This is a genomic window from Amycolatopsis sp. NPDC057786, assembly GCF_042797905.1.
Classification (GTDB): Bacteria; Actinomycetota; Actinomycetes; order Mycobacteriales; family Pseudonocardiaceae; genus Amycolatopsis.
The window spans coordinates 36,117-55,993 of sequence record NZ_JBHVKW010000034.1 but is presented as its reverse complement, the minus strand read 5'-3'; the positions used below and the strand labels follow the sequence as shown (position 1 = coordinate 55,993).

The window sequence follows — 19,877 nt, the reverse complement described above, 5'->3', positions numbered from 1 at the left end:
GCTGGTGAGCGCGGCGCGCTAGGCCATTCGGCTGCATCTGAGTGTTCCGCGCCACGGGGGATGCCCGAAAAGTGCGGACTGCGCATAAATTTGCGCGCCCCGCAAGTTTTCCTTAGGCTGGCGGCATGACCCCGGACCCGGCCGCGCCTTTGGGGCTGCGCGAGCGCAAGAAGCGAGCGGCCCGCCGCGCCATGAGCGAGGCGGCACTCAAGCTCGCCATGGAGAAGGGCGTCGAACAGGTCCGCGTCGAAGACATCGCCACCGCCGTCGGGGTCTCGCCTCGTACGTTCAACAACTACTTCTCCAGCAAGGAGGAGGCGATCTGCTCGTTCATCGTCGAACGGCAGGAGCTCCTGCGGGAGGCGCTGCGCGAGCGGCCTTCGGGAGAGACACTGTGGGAGGCCGTCGGTACCGCGACGCTGGAGGCCTACGGCAGCCTGGGAGAACCGAATCGCGGCTCGGTCGAGCTGGCGCGGTCACTGCTCCTGCACCCGTCCGTGCAGGGCGAGTTCCTCAAGGCGCACGCCAAGGTCGAACAGGTGCTGGCGGACGCCATCCTGGAGCGTGCGGGCGCGGGCCCGGAAAACGCGTTGAACGCGAGGCTCATGGCGGCGATCGTGGAGTCCGCGGTGAAGACCGCGTTCTTCAGCTGGCTGATCGACGAGAGCTCCAGGCCGTTCCTGGGGACGCTCGAGGTCCTCCTGCACGAGGCCGCGGCGGGCATCCCCTCGCTCACCGGCCCGAACCAGAAGTAACACCCTACCCACCACTGGGGAGAAACCGTTGTGCTGACCAAGCTGTTGCGCGTTCACCTGCGCCCGTACCGGCGAGACCTGTGGCTGATCGTGCTGCTGCAGTTCGTCCAGACCCTCGCCGGGCTCTACCTCCCCACCCTGAACGCCGACATCATCGACGGCGGTGTGGTCAAGGGCGACATCGACTACATCCTCGGTGTCGGCGGCGTCATGCTGCTGGTGTCGCTGGTGCAGATCGCCTGCTCGATCGGCGCCGTCTACTACGGCGCCCGGACCGCGATGGCGGTCGGCCGGGACCTCCGCGGCGCGATCTTCCACCGGGTCCAGGACTTCTCCGCCCGCGAAGTCGGCCAGTTCGGGACGCCGTCGCTGATCACCCGCACCACCAACGACGTCCAGCAGGTGCAGATGCTGACGTTGATGGCCTTCACCCTGATGGTGTCCGCGCCGATCATGTGCTTCGGCGGCATCATCATGGCGCTGAACCAGGACGTCACCCTCTCGTGGCTGCTCGTGCTCGCGGTGCCGATCCTGGGGGTCTCGGTCGGGGTCATCATCGCGAAGATGCGCCCGGCGTTCCGGCTGATGCAGGAACGTCTCGACAAGATCAACCAGATCCTGCGCGAGCAGATCATGGGCATCCGCGTGATCCGGGCGTTCGTCAAGGACACGCACGAACGGCGGCGGTTCACCAAGGCCGACACCGAACTTCTGGACGTCTCGCTCGTCGTCGGCAGGCTGATGGCCCTGATGTTCCCCATCGTCATGCTCGTGATGAACGCCTCCAGCGTCGCCGTGCTGTGGTTCGGCGGGCTGCGCATCGACGACGGCAGCATGCAGATCGGCGCGCTCACCGCGTTCCTGTCGTATCTGATGCAGATCCTGATGGCGGTCATGATGGCCACCTTCATGTTCATGATGGTGCCCCGCGCCGAGGTCAGCGCCGAGCGCATCGCCGAGGTGCTCGACACGCACACCAGCGTCGTCCTCCCCGAGAACCCGATCAGCCCCGGCGAGGTGCACGGACGCCTCGAACTGTCCGATGTGGAATTCCGTTACCCCGGCGCGGAGAAGCCGGTACTGCAGGAGATCTCGCTGCTGGCCCTGCCCGGTGAGACCACCGCGATCATCGGCAGCACGGGCAGCGGCAAGACCACGCTGCTCAACCTGATCCCCCGGCTGATGGACGCCACCGAGGGATCGGTGCGGGTCGACGGTGTCGACGTCCGGGAACTGGATCAGACCGTGCTGTCCGACGCCGTCGGGCTGGTGCCGCAGAAGCCGTACCTGTTCGCCGGAACGGTCGCGAGCAATCTTCGCTACGGCAAGTCCGACGCCACCGACGAGGAACTCTGGCACGCGCTGGAGGTGGCTCAGGGCAAGGACTTCGTCGAGCGGATGCCGGAGGGGCTGAACTCTCCCATCGCCCAGGGCGGGACCAACGTCTCCGGCGGGCAGCGCCAGCGGCTCGCGATCGCGCGGATGCTGGTGCGGCGTCCCGAGATCTACCTCTTCGACGACTCCTTCTCCGCTCTCGACTACGCGACCGACGCCGCGCTGCGGCGGGCGCTGGCGGCCGAGACCGCCGAGGCGACCGTGGTCATCGTCGCGCAGCGGGTCAGCACGATCCGCAACGCCGACCGCATCGTCGTACTCGACGAAGGCCGCGTCGTCGGCAGCGGAACCCATACCGAACTCATGGACACGAACGAGACCTATCGGGAGATCGTGCTGTCCCAGCTGACCGAGCAGGAGGCCGCCTGATGAGCGCGCCAGAGTCCACAGCGTCCTCTTCGGACACCAAGAACACCCCGGTCGGCGAGCGCGCGAGCGCGGCACGGGGACCCGGCCCCGGAGGAGGCAGTCTCGGCCGCGGCCCCGCCGGCTTCATGGGCGGACCGTCCCCCGAGAAGGCCTTGGACTTCAAGGGATCCCTCAAACGACTGCTGCGCCTGCTGCAACCGCAGCGCGCCGTGCTGTACGGCATCCTGCTCTTCGGCGTCGCCAGCGTCACGCTGAGCGTCATCGGCCCGAAGATCCTCGGGATGGCCACGGACCTCATCTTCGCGGGCGTCGTCGCGAAGGACATGCCCGCGGGTGCGAGCAAGGAACAGGTCATCGCCGGGCTGCGGGCGGCGGGCGACAACACCGTCGCCGACCTGTACTCGGGGATCGATTTCGTCCCCGGCCAGCGCATCGACCTCGACGCCGTCGGCCAGGTCCTGCTGTGGGTCCTGCTGCTCTACATCGTGGCGTCGTTCTTCTCGCTGCTGCAGGCGAGGCTGACCACGAACCTGGTCCAGCGGGCGGTGTTCGACCTGCGTGAGCGGATCGAGGAGAAGTTCGCCAAGCTCCCGTTGAGCTACTTCGACCGCCAGCCGCGCGGCGAGGTGCTGAGCCGGGCGACCAACGACATCGACAATCTCGCGCTGTCCCTCCAGCAGACCCTCGCGCAGATCGTGTCGTCGCTGCTGATGGTCGTCGGCGTGCTCGTGATGATGTTCGTCATCTCGCCCCTGCTGGCGCTCGTCGCGCTGCTTTCGGTGCCTGCCTCGGTGCTCGTCGCGGCCAAGATCGGCAAGAAGGCCCAGCCGCAGTTCATCAAGCAGTGGTCCACCACCGGTCGGCTCAACGCGCATATCGAGGAGATGTACACCGGTCACTCGCTGGTCAAGGTGTTCGGTCGCCGCGAAGAGGCCGAAGAGGTCTTCCGTGAGCACAACGACACGCTCTACGGCGCGAGCTTCAAGGCGCAGTTCATCTCGGGCACCATCCAGCCCGCGATGATGTTCATCGGGAACCTGAGCTACGTGCTGGTCGCCGTGATCGGCGCGCTGCGAGTGGCGTCCGGGACCCTGTCGCTCGGCGACGTCCAGGCGTTCATCCAGTACTCGCGGCAGTTCAGCCAGCCGGTCACGCAGATCGCCAGCATGGCGAACCTGCTGCAGTCCGGGATCGCGTCCGCGGAGCGGGTCTTCGCGCTGCTCGACGCGGACGAGCAGGATCCCGAGCCCGAAGAGCCCGCCCGCGTGGAGAAGGTGCGGGGCCAGGTCGAGTTCGAGCACGTGTCGTTCCGGTACGCCAAGGACACGCCGCTCATCGAGGACCTGTCGCTCACCGTCGAGCCGGGGCACACCGTCGCCATCGTCGGCCCGACCGGCGCGGGAAAGACCACGCTGGTCAACCTGCTCATGCGGTTCTACGAACTCGACGGCGGCAGGATCACCCTCGACGGCGTCGACATCGCCGGGATGGACCGCGAGGACCTGCGGGCCAAGACCGGCATGGTGCTGCAGGACGCGTGGCTGTTCGGCGGCACCATCGCGGAGAACATCGCCTACGGTACGGAGGACGCCACGCACGACGAGATCGTCGCGGCGGCCAAGGCGACCCATGTCGACCGGTTCGTGCGCACCCTTCCCGACGGGTACGACACGGTGATCGACGACGAGGGCGGCACGGTCAGCACCGGCGAGAAGCAGCTGATCACCGTCGCGCGGGCGTTCCTGGCGAAGCCCGCGATCCTCATCCTCGACGAGGCGACCAGCTCCGTCGACACGCGGACCGAGGTACTGATCCAGCGGGCGATGAATTCGCTGCGCGAAGGACGGACGAGTTTCGTCATCGCGCACCGGCTCTCCACCATCCGCGACGCGGACGTCATCCTGGTGATGGAGAACGGATCGATCGTCGAACAGGGCGACCACGAAACGCTGCTGCTCACCGGTGGTGCGTACTCCCGGCTCTATGCCGCCCAGTTCGCGGAGGCGCTGGCCGAAACCGACTAACCGCATCGCGCGAAGGCCTCTTTTCCTGCTGTTACCGTGGGAAAAGGGGCCTTCGACGTACGGAAGGAGCGTGAACGGCGCTAGGCTTTGCGTGACCGGATCCGGAGAGGGGTGCGCTGGCCGACCATGGCGGAGAAACTCGGCGAATACCGCCGTAAGCGCAGACCAGGGCGGACTCCGGAGCCCCTTCCGGATCGCGACGGGAAGACCGGCGCCGACGATCTGTTCGTCATCCAGGAACACCACGCGAGCAGCCTGCACTGGGACATCCGCCTCGAACGGGACGGAGTACTCGTCTCCTGGGCGGTGCCGAAGGGGCTACCGATGTCGCCGGATCTCGACCGGCTCGCCGTGCACACCGAAGACCACCCGATGGAATACCTCACCTTCGAAGGCGAGATCCCCGCGGGCGAGTACGGCGGCGGCACCATGACGATCTGGGACACCGGCCGGTACGAAACGCTGCATTTCAACGACCACAAGGTGGAAGTCGTCTTCCACGGCGAGCGAGCACGCGGGAAATACCTGTTCCTCAACGTGAAGAAGGACGGCAGGGACAACGGCTGGCTGCTCAAAAGGCTCGACCCGGCCGATCCCGGCCGCGCGGAACTCCCCTCGTTCCTCGCGCCGATGCTGACCAAACCGGGGCGGCTTCCTTCGACGAGCGAAGACGCGGACTGGGCCTACGAATTCGACTGGTCCGGGCGCCGCGCCCTGATCCGGGTGACCGGGGGGCGGATCACCGCCTACGACGATTCTGGCGACGACGTCACCGGGCTGTATCCCGAATTCCGCGGCCTCGGCGAGCAACTCGGCGCCACGGAAGCATTTCTGGACGGCGAGATCGTGGTCTTCGACGGCGGGAAGCCGAGTCCGGAAGGGCTCGGGCACCGCGCGCGGGCGACGAAGAATTCCGCGAAACGGCTCACGTCCCGGTATCCGGCGTTCTACCTGGTGAACGACCTCCTGCATCTCGACGGCCACTCCTGCCTCGGCTCGTCCTATGTGGAACGACGAGAACTCCTCGACGAACTCGGGCTCGGCGGACCGCATTGGCAGGTCCCCCGGTACTACCTGGGGGACGGCGGCGCGGTCACGCGGGCGGCCCGCGAACACGGGCTCGCCGGCGTCGTCGCCAAACGGGCAGGCTCCGCTTATCACCCGGGAAAGCGCACCGGAGAATGGCTTTCCATCACCGGAACCCTGGTGCAGCAAGTGGTTCTGGGTGGCTGGCGGCCGGGCGGCGGCAGCCGGGCGGACACGTTCAGTTCGCTGCTGCTCGGCGTCCCGCACGGGGATGGCCTGCGGTACATCGGAAACGTCGGCGTCGGTTTCGCCGGCGACGAGCTGGCCGAGCTTTCCCGGCGGCTGTTCCGCCTGGAGCGCAAGACATCCCCGTTCCACTCGGTCCCGGACAAGCAGGCGCGGGACGCGCGCTGGTCACGGCCGACCATCGTCGGCGAAGTCGTCTTCGGCGGCTGGACCGAAGCGGGCTGCCTGCGCAACCCACGCTGGCGCGGGCTGCTGCCGGACGTCACCGCCGACGAGGTCGAGCTCGACGGGGACTAGAGCCGCAATTCCTCCACGTCATGACGGACATCGAGGTCCGCTCCGACCCCGCTGACGTCCAGGATCCGTGACACCAAAGGGGTCTTCACGATCACCGAGAAGCGCGGGGACACCGCGTTCGCCTCTTCGAGCGCCTGCAGTCCGGCGCAGCTAAGGAAGCGGACGCCGGAAAGGTCGAGGATCACGTGCCTTCCCCTGACACACGCGCCGGTGAGCTCGGTGCGGAACCGCCCGACCGTGGCCGCGTCGATCTCCCCCACCGCGGTGAGGATGAGGACGCCGTCCTTACGGCGGCTGGTGGTCACGGCCAGGGGCGGCGCTTCGCCGGGTACGCGCTGGCCAGGCAACATTGGGGGCGCCTCTCTCCAGACCACCAAGTCCCCTCGACGGTACTCGGCGAGCGCGAGAGGTCAACCCGGGCTACCTCATTTGAGCCATTTCGGGCGAGAACCTTTACCCAAGTCTTGCCATTGCCCGGCGAAACGTCGTCGCGCGGACTCCGCGTCGGCGATCGAACGTCCGTGCAGAACCCCATAGGTGAAAGCGTTTTCGTTCTCGGCGTACGCACGCAGGCCGAGGAGCCGCAGGACCTCCCTGGTGACCACGATGTCGTGATGCGTACCGAGCGTGGACTGCACCGTCTTGACGTTCTTTCGCCATTTTCGAAGCTTCTTGCCGGTCACCGGCCGGACCGTATCCGCCGCGTACCTCGCTCGTTTGGCTTTCTTGCGCACTTCGTGCAGTGCGGCGTCCCGCTCCGCACCGGGGGCCAGCTCACGCGCCGCGGCGACGGCCTTGCCGAGCTTCCGGCTCGAGCGAGCGACCGCCTTGCGCAGTTCCTTCTTGTCATCCTTGCTCTTCCGCGACTTGCGGATGAGCTTTTCCAGAGCGCGCAACAGATCCGTGTATCGCTTGCTGTCGAGCGCCCGGATCGCCCGCGCCTTGGCCTCTTCGGCCTCGCGCGCGAAGTGCCGCGTCATCAGCTGCTCGACGTTGCCCAGCACCAGCTCGGACGGCAACGCCCTGACCTCGTCGCGCAGCCGCGCGGACATCACCTCGGTATCCCTCGCCGGGCCGAGTTCGCCACCGAGCCAGCGGAGCTCGGTGGCGAGCCCGTCCGCGACGTCCGGCTCGAGGGACCGCCGGAACGTCCGCAGCGCACTGCGCAACCGCCTGCTCGCGACGCGCATCCGGTGCACCGCGTCCTCGGCGTCCCGGCGGACCCCGATGTCGTTGCGTCGCAAAGCGTCCAGCTCGGCGGCGAGGTAGTCCGCCAGCACCGAACCCGACGCTCCCCCGGCCGGGGGCACGAGCTCGTCGGTCAACCGGCGGAGCTTCGACGGCCACCTCGACCGTTCCGCGCCCGCTTCCAGGACCGCCCGGTCCAGACTGTCGAGCACTCCGGGATCGGCGCCGGGCGCGAGTTCGATCTCGATCTCCCGCCAGCGGTCGAGGTGCGCCTTCTCCCCGCCCGCTTCGCCGGTGACGACGTCGTCGGTCAGCGTCGCGAGCTCACGGCCTTCGGCGTCGAGCAAGGCGTACGAGGTGCGCTCGGTGCGCAAATGTGCGGCCTGCACGAGTTTGGCACCGAGGGTGTGCGCCCGGACCAGCTTAGCCAGCGTGCCCGGCACCTTGTCCGGCTTGCCCGCCAGCGGGAGGCGGAGTTCCTCTCGCCGGTCCTCGCCTACCGGGAGTTTGAGATGCCATCCCTCGTCGCTTCCGCCCAGCCTCCGCCGCAGCGTGATGCCCGCCTGCGCGAGCCGGAAGTCGGCGGTGTCGAAGTACGTGGCGTCGAGGACGTCGACCCTCGGTTCGGCCTGGCCCGTCACGGAACCGGCCGTGACCAGCGACGGGATGGGCCTGTCGGCCGCCAGGTCGTACTTCCGCTCGATCTCCGTCTCGGCGAGCGGGGCACCGCCCTGCGTCTTCGTCACCACGAACTCCTTCTCCTCGGCTACCAGGAAGGATTACCCCAGGAAGTGACCGTGGGAAACCCCGGACGGCTCACTCCTCCATCCGGTCGTACCGATCCGCCCACGCGGCGAGCATTTGGCGTGATCGCTCCTCGGTCAGGGTATCGCTTTCCAGTCTCGCGACGAGGGAATAATAGGCCTCGACCGCCACCCGATCGTCGATGAACACCCCGGCCGCATAGGAATCCGTGTACACCACCGCCGGATGTTCGGTGAATTCCATGATGGTGAAGGAATTCTCGAGCACAGTGGCGACACCGTCACTTTCCGGAACGATACGAATGGAGCAATACGGCAGGTTCGCCGACAGGACGAGGTGGAGCAGTTGCTCGTGCATGATCCGGGGACCGCCGACGACCGAACGCAGCGCGCGCTCGTGGACGTAGAACCGGCACCGCGGCGGACGATCGCGCCGCAGCAGCCGCTGCCGCTCCAGCCTGGCGTTCACGACCTGGTCCAGCTGGGCCTGATCACGGTTGCCGATCAGCTCGAAGGCGGTGCGGGCGTACGGTTCGGTCTGGAGCAGCGCGGGGAGGGTCAACGACTCGTAGCGCACCAGCGTGTGCGCGAGATTCTCTTGGATAGCAAGGGATTTCATCGGATCGACGAGTTCGTCGAAGTACGGCCGGACCCAGTACAGGTCCCCGCCGGGCTGGGTCAGTTCCAGCAGCAGGTCACGTTCGGGCTCCGCCTCGCCGCAGGTCGCGAGATACAGCGCCGCGTCCACCACGGACAGCTCGCGCAGCCCTTGTTCCCACCTCGTGACCTTGCTCTGCAACCAGCCGTTACGGCGGCTGACGTCGGCTCCGCTGAAGTGCCTGCGCTGCCGGAACGCCTTCATGCGGTGGCCCAGTTCCCGGGTCCGCGCCGTCGAATCCTTCTCAACCATGCGGGCCAAAATAGGGCCGAACTCCGGCCGCGCGGCGATTGCCACGCGGTGATTCACCTCAACTGCTGATAACTTGCGCTCGCGCATTTCCGCGAAGTGCTCCTTCGCAAGCGAAGCACCTTCGCGCGCGAAGCGTTCTTTACCTTTATAGCGGACGAAGGGAATGGGGTCGAGTTATCCGGAAGTGGATTTCTTGCGGTGCGGCAGACCGCCACTGGCCGCGCGGCACGACGCGCCCGAGTACATGAAGGCCCCCTTCCTGTACCTAGGCGCAAGGAAGGGGGCCTTCATGTACTGGGGCGGAGGTAAGGGGCCTTCACCGCGGCGCCGCTGTGACTTGTGGGGCTGGTGTTGTTCCTGGGGCTGCGGGTGGCATCACCGAGTCCGTGCCTGGCGGTCGACACACTGAAGCCGCGTTTGAGGCTTTGGTGACGTCTGTACTGGAGTAGACGGCTAAAGTTTCAACCGGCGCATCAACGATACGCTTGAACCCCATGAGTCAAGACATCCGAGACTTCGTGACCCCCTCCTGCGACCTGCTCGCCCTGGGCGAGCCGACGCACGCGACCCCGGTCTTCGCGGACGTCCGCAACGCATTGTTCGCCCAGCTGGTCGAGCGCGGCTTCCGCTCGATCGCCCTCGAAACGGATCGCGTGGCCGCGCTCGTCGCGAACGACTTCGTCCGGGACGGCATCGGAACCCTCGACCTCGCGATGAGCGAGGGCTTCTCCCACGTCTTCGGCACCGTGGTGGCGAACAGGCGACTGATCGCCTGGATGCGCGAGTTCAACAAAAACCGGCCCGCTGAGGAACGACTTTCGTTCCACGGCTTCGACACCCAGACCGAGAACACCTCCGCGCCCAGCCCGCGGCCCTACCTCGAGTACGCCCGCGATTTCCTGGGCGTCGACGTCGACATCGCGGGCCCGGCGGGCGACGACGAACGCTGGGGCCGCACGGAAGCCGTCATGGACGCGGCTTCGTCGCCCGGCGCCACGGCCGACGCGTATCGGCTGCGCGCGATCGCGGCCGAACTGCTCGCCACGCTCCGCTCCCGGAAACCGGAACCGGTCACGGACGACTGGTCGCGGGCGGAGATCCACCTCATGGCGGGCATCGATCTGCTGCGCTACCACCGGCAATGCGCCGAACCGCTGGAGCCGCGCGAGCGCTACGCGCCCCTCGTCGCGACCAGGGACGCCATCATGGCGCGGAATCTGCTGGACATCCGCGCCGCCGAAGCCTGCCGTGGCCGGACGCTGGTCTTCGCCCACAACCTCCACCTTCGCCGCCAGGCGAGCACGATGCGGGTGGCGGGGACGGAGACCACCTGGTTCCCCGCCGGCGCGCTGGTGGCTCCACTGCTCGGCGACCGCTACGTCTTCGTCGCGACCAGCCTCGGCCGGAGCGAGGCCATAGCGCTTGAGGAACCGGCGCCCGATACCTACGAAGGGTTCCTTCAGAAGCACGTCACCACGGACTGGGGCCTGCTCACCCCCTCCGAAGTCCCGCCCGCGAGCATCCGGACCGACCCCACCCCGCGGCAGGGTTACTTCCCGCTCGACCAAGGGATCCTGAACGACGCGGACGCGATTCTGCACGTCCGGTCCTAGCCGTCGAACCGGGTGACGCCTCCTGCCCTCGGAAGGCGTCACCCGGCCACGAGTACGCGCCGCCACCCCCAGTGCCGCGATTCCGGGGCGGCGCGAAGTCCGCTCACTTGAGCAGGAGTCAACACGCCGGTGCCATAACTTCGCCAAACGTCGCGGCAGGCGGTCGTCCACGGGGCTAGGCCGAGGTCGCTCCGAAGCGGATCTTCGTCAAGGCTTCACGGGCCCGGTCCCGCTGCCGTCCGCTCTGGTCCACGGCGGAAAGGTCCTTGAGCGCGCGCAATTCCCACACCGGGAAGCCCAGCTCACGGAACAGCCCCGCCGCGGTCCGGAGCCCTTCGGCGGCCTCGGTCGCGACGCCTTCGTCGGCCCGCAGACGCCCGAAGCTGAGCAGGGCGTATCCGCCGCCCCGGCGGTCTCCAAGGTCACGGAAGGTGCTCATCGCCAGACTCAGGTGCTCTGCGGCGCGGCCGTGTTCACCCGCCAGGCGCAGCGATTCGCCGAAGCTCCGGTGCGTGTAGGCGGCGGCATGCCGGTGTCCGACGTATTCGAACAGCTCCAGCGACCGCGAGAGGCATCGTTCGCTCTCCCCCGCGTCACCGGTCGTCGCGTGGAGATCTCCGAGGCTCCTGAGGACATGCGCTTCCCAGTGGCGTTCACGCGAGCTGCGCGTGCCGATCAGCGCGCTCGTCAGCAGCTCGCCAGCCTCGTCCATGCGGCCGTTCCGGCGCAGGACGTCGGCGTACCGTTTGGCGGACCGGTCGTGCTGCCGCCCGTCCTCGCAGTGGAGCGAAAGCAGCAGGCTCGCGTCGAAACATTCCTTCGCCCGGCGGAAGTCGCCGAGGTCGTCCCACAGCGAACCGAACTGGGCCGACGCCATCGCCTGGCCGGCGATGTCACCGCAGTCCCGCAACAGGTCCAATGCCTCTCTCAGCGCGTGGACCGCCGCGCCGGTCCGCCCGGAATCCGCGTCGACGTCGGCGAGTGCGATGAGCGCGGCCCCGGTGCCCGGATGGTCACCCACGGAGCGGAACCTGGTCTCCGCCAACGAGAAACAGGTCCGCGCCCGCGCCAGATCACCCGCGTCGGCGTGGGCATGCCCGAGCTTGAGCAGTTTTCCCGCCTCCGCGGGGAGATCGACGCGATCGCGCACGATGCCGAACCCGAGCCAGGCAGGCGATCCGCCTTTCGCCGGGCCGACGAGATCGCTGTAGGCGTCGGCCAGCCGCATGGCGAGCTCGGTCCAACCGTGGTTCTTCGCGGTCCGGACGGCGAGCGCGAGGTTCGCCGCTTCCGCGTCACGCCAGCCGATCGGGTCCGCCGCGACGCGGTCCGAAACCGCCGCCGGGACGTCCGCTCGCCGAGACGGCGGATACTCGGCGCCGAGCGCTGCCAACGCGTGCTCGGCCAACGCCGCCATGGCCGTCAGCGCGCGCCGAAGGGCTCCCGGATCCGGCGGTTCCCGGAGCGCGAGCCGGATCAGGGCCGGTAGCCGGTACCGGAGGACGCCCATGCAATCGGGTTCGGCGTGGAGCAGGTGGTCGTCCACCAGTTCGTCGAGCAGCTCGGCTGCTTCGTCCGCCGATCGGCCGAGCATGGCGGCCGCGAGCCAGCCCGCGAACTCGGCGACACCGGGGAAACCGAGCGATCGCAGGGATTTCCGCTGTCGTGGCGACAGCTCGGTGAGGGCGTCGGCGAGCACCGGCCGGACCGCGAGGTCGCCGGCGGCGAGTTCGTCGAGGCGCAGGCGCTCGTTCTCCAGGCGCGCCGCGAACTCGGCGACGCTCAGCCTCGGCCGCTGCAGCAGCTTCATTCCCGCCGCCCGTACCGCCAGCGGGAGACCGTCGCAGCAAGCCAGCACCCGGCGGACGGCGTCGGGTTCAGCGGACAACCGGGCCTCTCCGGCGATCGCGCCGAGCAGGTCACGTGACTCCGCGTCGGGCAGCGCGCCGACTTCGACGGGCCTGGCGCCCACGAGCCCGGCCAGCCGCCGCCGCGTCGTGACGATCGCCGCGCAGCCGGGGCCGCTCGGCAACAACGGCCGTACCTCGGCTTCGGACCGGCCGTTTTCGAGGATCACCAGCAGCCGCCGGTCCGCGGTGTGGCTCTGCCACAACGAGACCCGCCCGTCCCGGTCAGCGGGGATCTCCGCCTCCGCGAGGCCGAGTGCGCGAAGGAACCCGGTGAGTACGTCGCCGTCGTCACGCAGATCGGCGACGAGCTGCCCGTCCGGGAACCGCTTGCGCACGCGCCACGCGGCCTGGACGGCCAGCGCGCTCTTCCCCGACCCCGCCGCGCCATGCAGCACGACCGGCACCGGACCGCGCAGCGCGCGTCCCACGTCCGCCAGTTCCCTTGCCCTGCCGGTGAAATCCGGCGTCGCCGCCGGCAGGCGGCACGGCGCGCCGCCGACGGCGGACCAGCCGGTGCCCGCGATCCTGCGGCGGATCGCGAGCAGGTCCTCCCCCGGCGAGAGGCCGGCGTGCTCCCACAACGCCTGACGGCACCGGTCGAGGACGGCCAGCGCCGCGTCACGCCGCCCGAGCCCGTACAGCGCCTCGGCCAGCCATCCGGCCAGGCGCTCATCACCCGGCCGGATGGCCAGTTCGGGTCCCAACCGGTCGGCGACCGCCTTGTGATCACCGGCCGCCAGTTCCAGCTCCACGAGCTTGCCCAGTACCGAACCCCGCTGGTCCTCGAGCCACAGCCGGTGCGCCTCCACCAGCGGACCGACCGGAACGTCGGCGAACGCCCGGCCACGCCACAATCCCAGCGCCTGTTCGAGCAAGGCCCTGCGCTCGGTTCCGGTCGCCTTCGCAGCCGCGGCGGTCAGCTCGGAGAACGCGGTGACGTCCAGTTCCCCGTCCGCCACAGTCAGCCGGTAGCCGCTCCGGCCGGACCGCAGCCGCTGGCGGACGTCGTCGACCGGCACCCCGGGCGACAACGCCTTGCGCAGCTTGGAAACCGTCATCTGCACGACCGCGGCGGCACTCGACGGCGGTCCCTGCGGCCAGAGTTCGTCGACGAGGGTGTCCCGGTGGACGAACTCGTTCGGCCTGGCCAGGAGCACCGCGAGCACCCGGCGGGGCTGAGCCGCCGACGGCAGCGGGACCGAGGCCGCGAGCGGGCCGAGCACCTTGAACTCCACGAACCACCTATCACCTGGACGGATGACCCAGAATGTAACCCGATGGCGTCCCCGTGACAGCGACTTCTCACCCGGATGGCCGCCTCTTAGTTCCCCGTGTGCGCGAGCAGCCTGTCCCGCAACGCGGGCTCGTCCGCGAGTGCCTCGTTCAGCGTGTGCTCCAGCAGAGGCTTGAGGTCCCCGTAGGGCCGCTTGGACCAGTCGAGCGGGCCCTGCGGCGGCTCCGGGTCGTATTCGATGACGAACTGGATCGTCCTGGCGATCTCGGCGCCGGCGAGCCGCTCGACCAGGTGCAGCGCGAGGTCGATCCCCGCCGACACCCCGGCGGCGGTGATCACGTTCCCGTCCTCGACCCAGCGTTCGGCGACGGGGTCCGCGCCGAAAGCGCCCAGCAACTCACGGAACATCCAGTGCGTCGCGGCTTTGCGGCCCTTCAGCAGTCCGGCCTGCCCCAGCAGCAGCGATCCCGTGCACACCGAGGTCACGAGTTCCGCGTTCGCCCCGGCGGTCCGCACGTATCCGACCAGTTTCTCGTCGGCGAGCGCCTTCAGCGTCGGCGCGGCGCCACCGGGCACGAGCAGCGCGTACGGCGACGGGACTTCCTCGTAGGTGTGGGTCGCCACGAGCTTCAGCGGGTTGTCGGTGGTGACCGCGTCCGTCGTCTCGCCGACCACGACCGTCCGGTACTCCTGCGTCGTGCTCGCCATCCCGTCCAGCACGGTCAGCGGCCCGACCATGTCCAACGGGGTCATCCCCGGGTACACCACGAACGCGATCGTCTTCTTGTCGTCTGTCATGGGACAACGGTGTCGCAGACGCGGGACCGCGGTGGCCCGGATGTCCGGATTCCTGCGAACAACGTCCGACGGCCGGGCACTACTGATAGCGTTCGATCATGCCGGGTTCACCCAGACGAGTGTTGATCGTCGGCTACAGCAACGCCGAGTTGCTCGACATCGCCGGTCCGTCCGACGTCCTGGACGCCGCGACCAAACTCGGCGGCAAGCCGGGGTACGAGATCATGCTCGCGAGCGTCGACGGGCGCGGGATCCGTTGCGAATCCGGGCTGACGCTGCAGGCGCAGCACCGGCTCGACCAGGTGACCGGCGAACTGGACACGCTGATCGTCGCGGGCGGCACCGGGCACGAGGCGGCCGCCGCCGACCCCAGGATGGTCACCCACATCCGCAGGCTCGCGCAGCAGAGCCGACGCGTCGCTTCGGTGTGCACCGGCGCGACGGTGCTCGCCGCGTGCGGGCTGCTGAACGGGCGGCGCGCCACCACGCACTGGCGGTTCGCGAACCGGCTCGCGACGAGCTACCCGCAGGTGAACGTGGATCCGGTGCCGCTGTACGTGCGCGACGGCAACGTCTACACGGCGGCGGGTGTCACCAGCGGGATCGACCTCACCCTCGCGTTCGTCGAGGCCGACCACGGACCGAGTGTGGCCAGGGAGGTCGCCCGGATGCTGGTGACCTACCTGCAGCGGCCGGGCAACCAGGCACAGGTGAGCATGTTCCTGTCCGGTCCGCCGCCGGAGAACCGGCTCGTCCGCGACATCACCGCGTACGTGGCGGAACACCTGGCCGGCGATCTCGGCACCGCCGTCCTCGCCGAACGGGCCGGGATCAGCACCCGGCAGCTCACCAGACTCTTCGACGCGCACCTGAGCACCACGCCCAGCAGGTACGTGCGGGCGGCGAGGACCGAGAACGCCGCGAAACTCTTGTGCGGCACCGAACTCCCGCTGACGTCGATCGCGCGACGCTGTGGTTTCGGCTCGACCGAGACACTGCGCCAGGCCTTCCTCGATCACTTCGACACCCCGCCTTCGGCCTATCGCCGTGTCCACCTTCGGCAGGCGTTCGGCTAGGCCGTGTGCGGCGCGCGGCGCGGGCTGTGGAGGATATGCGGGTGAACCGCCGCGACCTCTCCGACGACGACACCGGCCCGATTCGCCGGATAACGGACGCCCCGTCCGATCGTTCGCCCGGAACGTCCCGTTCGCCGCGCCGGACTCCGCCGCCCGAGGGGCCGCGGCGCCCCCGTCCTCCGGCGCAGCGGCCACGGCAGGCGGAATCGGGCAGACGTCGTGCCCCGGAACCGAAGCCCGAACCGGCGGTCGGTCACGGGCATTCGCACGGCCCGGCGGCACCCGCGTCGCGCCGGGTCCGGCTCCTGCTGATGTGGCTGCTGATCCCGCTCGCCGCCGCCACCGTCGTCGGGATGATCGTGCTCTACCCGTGGGGCAAGGATCCGGCGAAAAGCGTGTTCCCCCAGGGAGTACCGGTGAATGCGACGGTCACCGGGACGATCACCGGCCCCTGTCTCGCCGAAGGGCAGGTGCAGGTCGGCGAACCGCCGCCGGACGCGAAGTCGTGTCTCACCAGCGAGCTGACGATGACCGACGGCCCAGGGACCGGCAAGTCGCTGAAGCTGACGCTTCCCATCGAGCCGAGCACGCCGCGGTTCGCCGCGGGCGACGAGGTGGTGCTGTCCTACAACGGTGGTGACGTCGCGAACCCCGCGTCGTTCCAGATCGTCGACTTCCAGCGCGGTACGCCGTTGCTGCTGCTCGCCGGGTTGTTCGCGCTCGCGGTGATCGTGCTGGGCCGCTGGCGGGGACTCGCCGCGCTGGTCGCGCTGGGGCTGAGCTTCCTGGTGCTGGCGTTCTTCGTGCTGCCGTCGATCCTCGCCGGGGAAAGCCCGCTGCTGGTGGCGATCGCGGGCGCGGGCGCGATCATGTTCGTCGCGCTGTACCTGACGCACGGGTTGTCCGCGAGAACCTCGGTAGCGGTGCTGGGGACCTTGGTGAGCCTGGTCCTGATCGGCGTCCTGTCCGCGATCTTCTCGGCGGCGGCGTCGTTGACCGGACTCGACGACAGCACCTCCCAGCTGATCGGGTCGCTCGGGCACGGGATCGACGCTCGGGGGTTGCTGCTGGCGGGCGTCGTGATCGGCGCGCTCGGTGTGCTGGACGACGTCACGGTGACGCAGACGAGCGCGGTGTGGGAGCTCCGGCGGGCGAACCCGTCACTCGGCTGGCGTGAGCTGTACGGCGCGGGCTTGCGGATCGGCCGCGACCACGTCGGCTCGGCGGTCAACACGCTCGTGATGGCGTACGCGGGCGCGGCGCTGCCGGTGCTGCTGTACACGTCGCTTTCCGGGGTCGGGCTCGGCTCGATCCTGGGCGCGGAGGAGATCGCGCAGGAGATCATCCGGACGCTGGCCGGAAGCGTCGGCATCGTCGCGGCGGTCCCGGTCACGACCGTGCTGGCCGCGCTGATCGCCTCGCGGGAGCCCCAAGAGTCCCTGTAACCACAAGCGCCCCAAAGCGCGAGCCCACCGCGCGATCACGGGCCGGAGTCGGGTACGAAGAGGCCGCACCCGAGGTTCGCCGCGTGATCGGAGGGGCCATGTTCGACGTGTTCGCCGTCCCGAGACAGCTGACCGCCGTCGCGCGGCGCGTGCTCGTCTCGACGCTGGAAGCCGTCGAGGCGGTGCCCAAGATCGCCGCCGCGCTCGACGACGTGCGGTCGACGCTCAAGCACTCGGAGCGGCTGGCGACCTTCGCCGCGGGCGAGCTGCCGGAGATCGTCTACCAGCTGGAGGAGATCAAGGCGCGGCTGGAGAAACTGGAGACCCGCACCGAAGCCTCGTGAGTGGTGAAGACGGTTCTAACCGTCCACCACTCATGAGCCGTTGCTCGCTCCTGCAGTACATGAAGGCCCCCTTCCTGTACCTAGGCGCAAGGAAGGGGGCCTTCATGTACTGGGGAAGGTGTGAAGGTCGAGTTTCCTCGGCTGAGCCGAGGGAAGGAGGCCTTCACGGACCTTGGCACTAGAGGCCGAACGGCAGCGCGAACTTCAGTCCAGGGTCGCCACGAACCGGCTGACCGCCTCCATCGTGAACCGCTGGATGTACTTCCCGGCGGGCGCCGCCGAGGCCAGCCGGTAGAGCGGCCGCTCCGCCGCCGCGTCCCCGCGCGCCTCCGACTTCAGCTGGGCCACCAGCAGTTCGGAGAACACCAGGCCGTTCGCCTCGGTGTTGTTCAGCAGCGCGTTCGCCAGCTTGCGCAGCTGCAGGATGCCCAGTTCCCGCCCGCCCGCACCGGAATAGACGGCCAGGTCGACCTTCGCGACCTTGCGGCGCTTGCCGGCGTTGACCAGCAGGCTGACCGTCCGGGTGCCGCGCACGTCGCTGATCACCAGGTCGATGCGCTCGGCCGCGGTCAGGTCGATCCGCCGTACACCCCAGGTCCGCACGATGAGCGTGTCGCCTTCGAGCCAGACGCGGCGGCGCAGGTTGTAGAACATGATGTAGAGCAACGGAATCGCGATCACGCCCGCGACCACGAGCCCGGCGATCTCACCGCCGATCAGTCCCGCGATCCCGCCGAACGCGGCCGCGAAGATCACGACGCCGGCGACGCTGGAGCATCCGCGCCTGCGCCGCAGCTTGGGGTCGTCGTGGAACAGCGGGAGACGTTCGGGGGTCTCCGGGGTCCCGGTCGGCTCGGTCATCACGCGCCCGTCCCGGCCAGGAACGGGTTTCCCGCCCGCTCCTGCCCGATCGTGGTGGCCGGGCCGTGGCCAGGCAGGACGACGGTGTCGTCGGGCATCGTCATCACCTTGGCACCGAGTGACCGCACGAGTTCGGCACCGTCCCCGGCGGACCGGCCGATCGAGCCGGCGAACAGGCTGTCCCCGGTGAGCACGATCCGGCCGCCCTCGGCGGAGGTCAGCCCGAACACGACCGAACCCGCGGTGTGCCCCGGTGTACCGGACACCGTGATCTCCAGACCGGCCAGCGCGAGCGGGCCATCGGCGAGTGGCACGATCCCGTCCTTCCGTTCTCCGGCGTCCGGGCCGAGGAGTGGCCGGTCCGCCTCGTGCAGATAGAGAGGTATTCCGTGGCGCGCGCCGATCTCGTCCGCCGAGGCGACGTGATCGGGGTGGCCGTGGGTGGCGAGCATCGCGACCGGCGTCAGGCCGTGCGTGGAAAGCGCGGCCTCGAGCGGCTCGACGACGTCCTCCCCTGGATCGACGATCACGCACTCCCCGCCGCCTTCAGGGGCGAGCAGATAGCAGTTGGCTTCGAGGGGGCCTGCCGGAAAACCGACAACCAGCACGAAACGCCTCCTCAGTTCTTCCGCCGAACAGGTGACAGGATGGCCCTGATCACGATCAAGTAAGCCTAGCGGCCCCTGTACGGGGGCCTCACAGGCTGTGCCAATAGACTCCCGCTACCTCAGACGTGTGACATCGAGTGGAAACCGGGAGGGCGGGTGCCGACCAACCAGCAGCGCCGCGAAGCCGCGAAGCGCAAGCTCGAGCGACAGATCGTGCGACGGGCCGAACAGGCCAAGCGGCGCAGGATCGTCGGCTCGGTAGCGGTCGTCGGTGTCGTCGCCATCGTGGCGGGCGCGGTGTGGTGGATCGTCAGCAGCAACAGTGGTGACGATGCCGCCTCCGACGCTTCCCCTAGCTCGGCTCCTCCGACCCCCGAGGTCACCATCCCCACGGAGCGCGCTCCGATGCCGAAGCGGCCGACGCCGCTGGCGAACCCGGTGGCCTGCGACTACAAGGACGACACCGCCAAGCCTGCTTCGAAGAAGGTGAACAAGCCGGAAGGCAAGGACGTCTCCTCGAACGGCACGGTGAACGTCGTGCTGAAGAGCACCGCGGGCGACATCCCGCTGACGCTCGACCGGGCGCTCGCCCCGTGCGCCGTGCAGAGCTTCATCAGCCTCTCGCAGCAGGGCTACTTCAACGACACCAAGTGCCACCGGCTCGGCACCGTCGGTCTGCAGATGCTGCAGTGCGGCGACCCCGAGGCCAGTGGCATGGGCGGCCCGGGCTACACCATGCCGGACGAGGCGTTCAAGGAGATCAAGTACGGCCGCGGCATCCTCGCGATGGCGAAGACGCAGCAGCCGAACTCCGGTGGCAGCCAGTTCTTCATGGTCTACGGCGAGGCCGAGCTGTCCCCGGACTACTCGGTCTTCGGCAGCATCTCCGACGAGGGCCTGAAGGTGCTCGACAAGGTCGCCAAGGCTGGCGTGAACGCGCAGGCAGGCAGCGGCGACGGCACCGGCCCGCCCAACACCGAGGTCAAGTTCACCGGCGTCACGGTCAACGCCTGA

16 protein-coding genes are annotated in these 19,877 nt (G+C 68.9%); 9 read left to right on the top strand and 7 right to left on the bottom strand.

Going from position 1 to position 19,877, the window contains the following annotated elements; translation table 11 throughout:
• Positions 1 to 125: 125 nt before the first annotated feature.
• From ACFVM3_RS19370 to ACFVM3_RS19355, 4 genes are all read left to right on the top strand, one after another.
• The gene (locus ACFVM3_RS19370) at positions 126 to 755 is read left to right on the top strand and encodes a TetR/AcrR family transcriptional regulator (RefSeq protein ID WP_378440372.1); all 630 of its coding nucleotides are present in this window, start codon (positions 126 to 128) and stop codon (positions 753 to 755) included.
• Between the two features lie 30 nt (positions 756 to 785).
• Positions 786 to 2,519, top strand: a complete 1,734-nt coding sequence (locus tag ACFVM3_RS19365; protein WP_378440371.1) for an ABC transporter ATP-binding protein — start codon at positions 786 to 788, stop codon at positions 2,517 to 2,519.
• On the top strand, positions 2,519 to 4,543 hold the full coding sequence (locus ACFVM3_RS19360) for an ABC transporter ATP-binding protein (RefSeq protein ID WP_378440369.1): 2,025 nt from the start codon (positions 2,519 to 2,521) through the stop codon (positions 4,541 to 4,543). Before ACFVM3_RS19365 ends, ACFVM3_RS19360 begins: the two co-directional genes overlap by 1 nt.
• Before the next feature lie 111 nt (positions 4,544 to 4,654).
• Complete coding sequence (locus tag ACFVM3_RS19355) at positions 4,655 to 6,112, top strand: DNA polymerase ligase N-terminal domain-containing protein (RefSeq protein ID WP_378440367.1); 1,458 nt, start codon at positions 4,655 to 4,657, stop codon at positions 6,110 to 6,112.
• Here the strand turns inward: ACFVM3_RS19355 and ACFVM3_RS19350 are convergent.
• The 3 genes from ACFVM3_RS19350 to ACFVM3_RS19340 form a co-directional block, all read right to left on the bottom strand.
• On the bottom strand, positions 6,109 to 6,462 hold the full coding sequence (locus ACFVM3_RS19350) for an STAS domain-containing protein (RefSeq protein WP_378440365.1): 354 nt from the start codon (positions 6,460 to 6,462) through the stop codon (positions 6,109 to 6,111). The genes ACFVM3_RS19355 and ACFVM3_RS19350 overlap by 4 nt on opposite strands.
• A gap of 75 nt (positions 6,463 to 6,537) precedes the next feature.
• Positions 6,538 to 8,049, bottom strand: coding sequence for a CHAD domain-containing protein (locus ACFVM3_RS19345; protein ID WP_378440363.1), 1,512 nt, complete (start codon positions 8,047 to 8,049; stop codon positions 6,538 to 6,540).
• 67 nt (positions 8,050 to 8,116) lie between these two features.
• The gene (locus ACFVM3_RS19340) at positions 8,117 to 8,974 is read right to left on the bottom strand and encodes a helix-turn-helix domain-containing protein (protein WP_378440403.1); all 858 of its coding nucleotides are present in this window, start codon (positions 8,972 to 8,974) and stop codon (positions 8,117 to 8,119) included.
• Between the two features lie 494 nt (positions 8,975 to 9,468).
• Between ACFVM3_RS19340 and ACFVM3_RS19335 the strand changes: the two genes are divergently transcribed.
• Positions 9,469 to 10,587: an erythromycin esterase family protein gene (locus tag ACFVM3_RS19335; protein WP_378440362.1), complete on the top strand. Its 1,119-nt coding sequence runs from the start codon at positions 9,469 to 9,471 to the stop codon at positions 10,585 to 10,587.
• A 175-nt stretch (positions 10,588 to 10,762) separates the two neighbouring features.
• On the opposite strand, the gene ACFVM3_RS19330 is transcribed toward ACFVM3_RS19335, so the two are convergent.
• Positions 10,763 to 13,732 (bottom strand): BTAD domain-containing putative transcriptional regulator, encoded by a 2,970-nt coding sequence (locus tag ACFVM3_RS19330; protein ID WP_378440360.1) that lies wholly within the window; start codon positions 13,730 to 13,732, stop codon positions 10,763 to 10,765.
• Between the two features lie 86 nt (positions 13,733 to 13,818).
• Positions 13,819 to 14,529: a DJ-1/PfpI family protein gene (locus ACFVM3_RS19325; protein ID WP_378440358.1), complete on the bottom strand. Its 711-nt coding sequence runs from the start codon at positions 14,527 to 14,529 to the stop codon at positions 13,819 to 13,821.
• 98 nt (positions 14,530 to 14,627) lie between these two features.
• Here ACFVM3_RS19325 and ACFVM3_RS19320 point away from each other — a divergent pair, with 98 nt between their 5' ends.
• From ACFVM3_RS19320 to ACFVM3_RS19310, 3 genes are all read left to right on the top strand, one after another.
• Positions 14,628 to 15,605, top strand: a complete 978-nt coding sequence (locus ACFVM3_RS19320; RefSeq protein WP_378440356.1) for a GlxA family transcriptional regulator — start codon at positions 14,628 to 14,630, stop codon at positions 15,603 to 15,605.
• A gap of 41 nt (positions 15,606 to 15,646) precedes the next feature.
• Positions 15,647 to 17,050, top strand: a complete 1,404-nt coding sequence (locus tag ACFVM3_RS19315) for a YibE/F family protein (protein ID WP_378440353.1) — start codon at positions 15,647 to 15,649, stop codon at positions 17,048 to 17,050.
• An 83-nt stretch (positions 17,051 to 17,133) separates the two neighbouring features.
• A complete protein-coding gene (locus ACFVM3_RS19310) occupies positions 17,134 to 17,394 on the top strand; it encodes a hypothetical protein (RefSeq protein WP_378440351.1) in 261 nt (86 codons plus the stop codon).
• 204 nt (positions 17,395 to 17,598) lie between these two features.
• Here ACFVM3_RS19310 and ACFVM3_RS19305 read toward each other — a convergent pair whose 3' ends face one another.
• Both ACFVM3_RS19305 and ACFVM3_RS19300 read right to left on the bottom strand, forming a co-directional pair.
• Positions 17,599 to 18,255 carry a hypothetical protein gene (locus ACFVM3_RS19305; protein ID WP_378440349.1) on the bottom strand — a complete coding sequence of 219 codons (657 nt, stop codon included), beginning with the start codon at positions 18,253 to 18,255 and terminating at the stop codon, positions 17,599 to 17,601.
• The gene (locus ACFVM3_RS19300; protein WP_378440347.1) at positions 18,255 to 18,863 is read right to left on the bottom strand and encodes an MBL fold metallo-hydrolase; all 609 of its coding nucleotides are present in this window, start codon (positions 18,861 to 18,863) and stop codon (positions 18,255 to 18,257) included. The genes ACFVM3_RS19305 and ACFVM3_RS19300 overlap by 1 nt, the downstream gene beginning before the upstream one ends.
• A gap of 156 nt (positions 18,864 to 19,019) precedes the next feature.
• On the opposite strand from ACFVM3_RS19300, the gene ACFVM3_RS19295 reads away from it, so the two are divergent.
• A complete protein-coding gene (locus ACFVM3_RS19295) occupies positions 19,020 to 19,877 on the top strand; it encodes a peptidylprolyl isomerase (RefSeq protein ID WP_378440345.1) in 858 nt (285 codons plus the stop codon).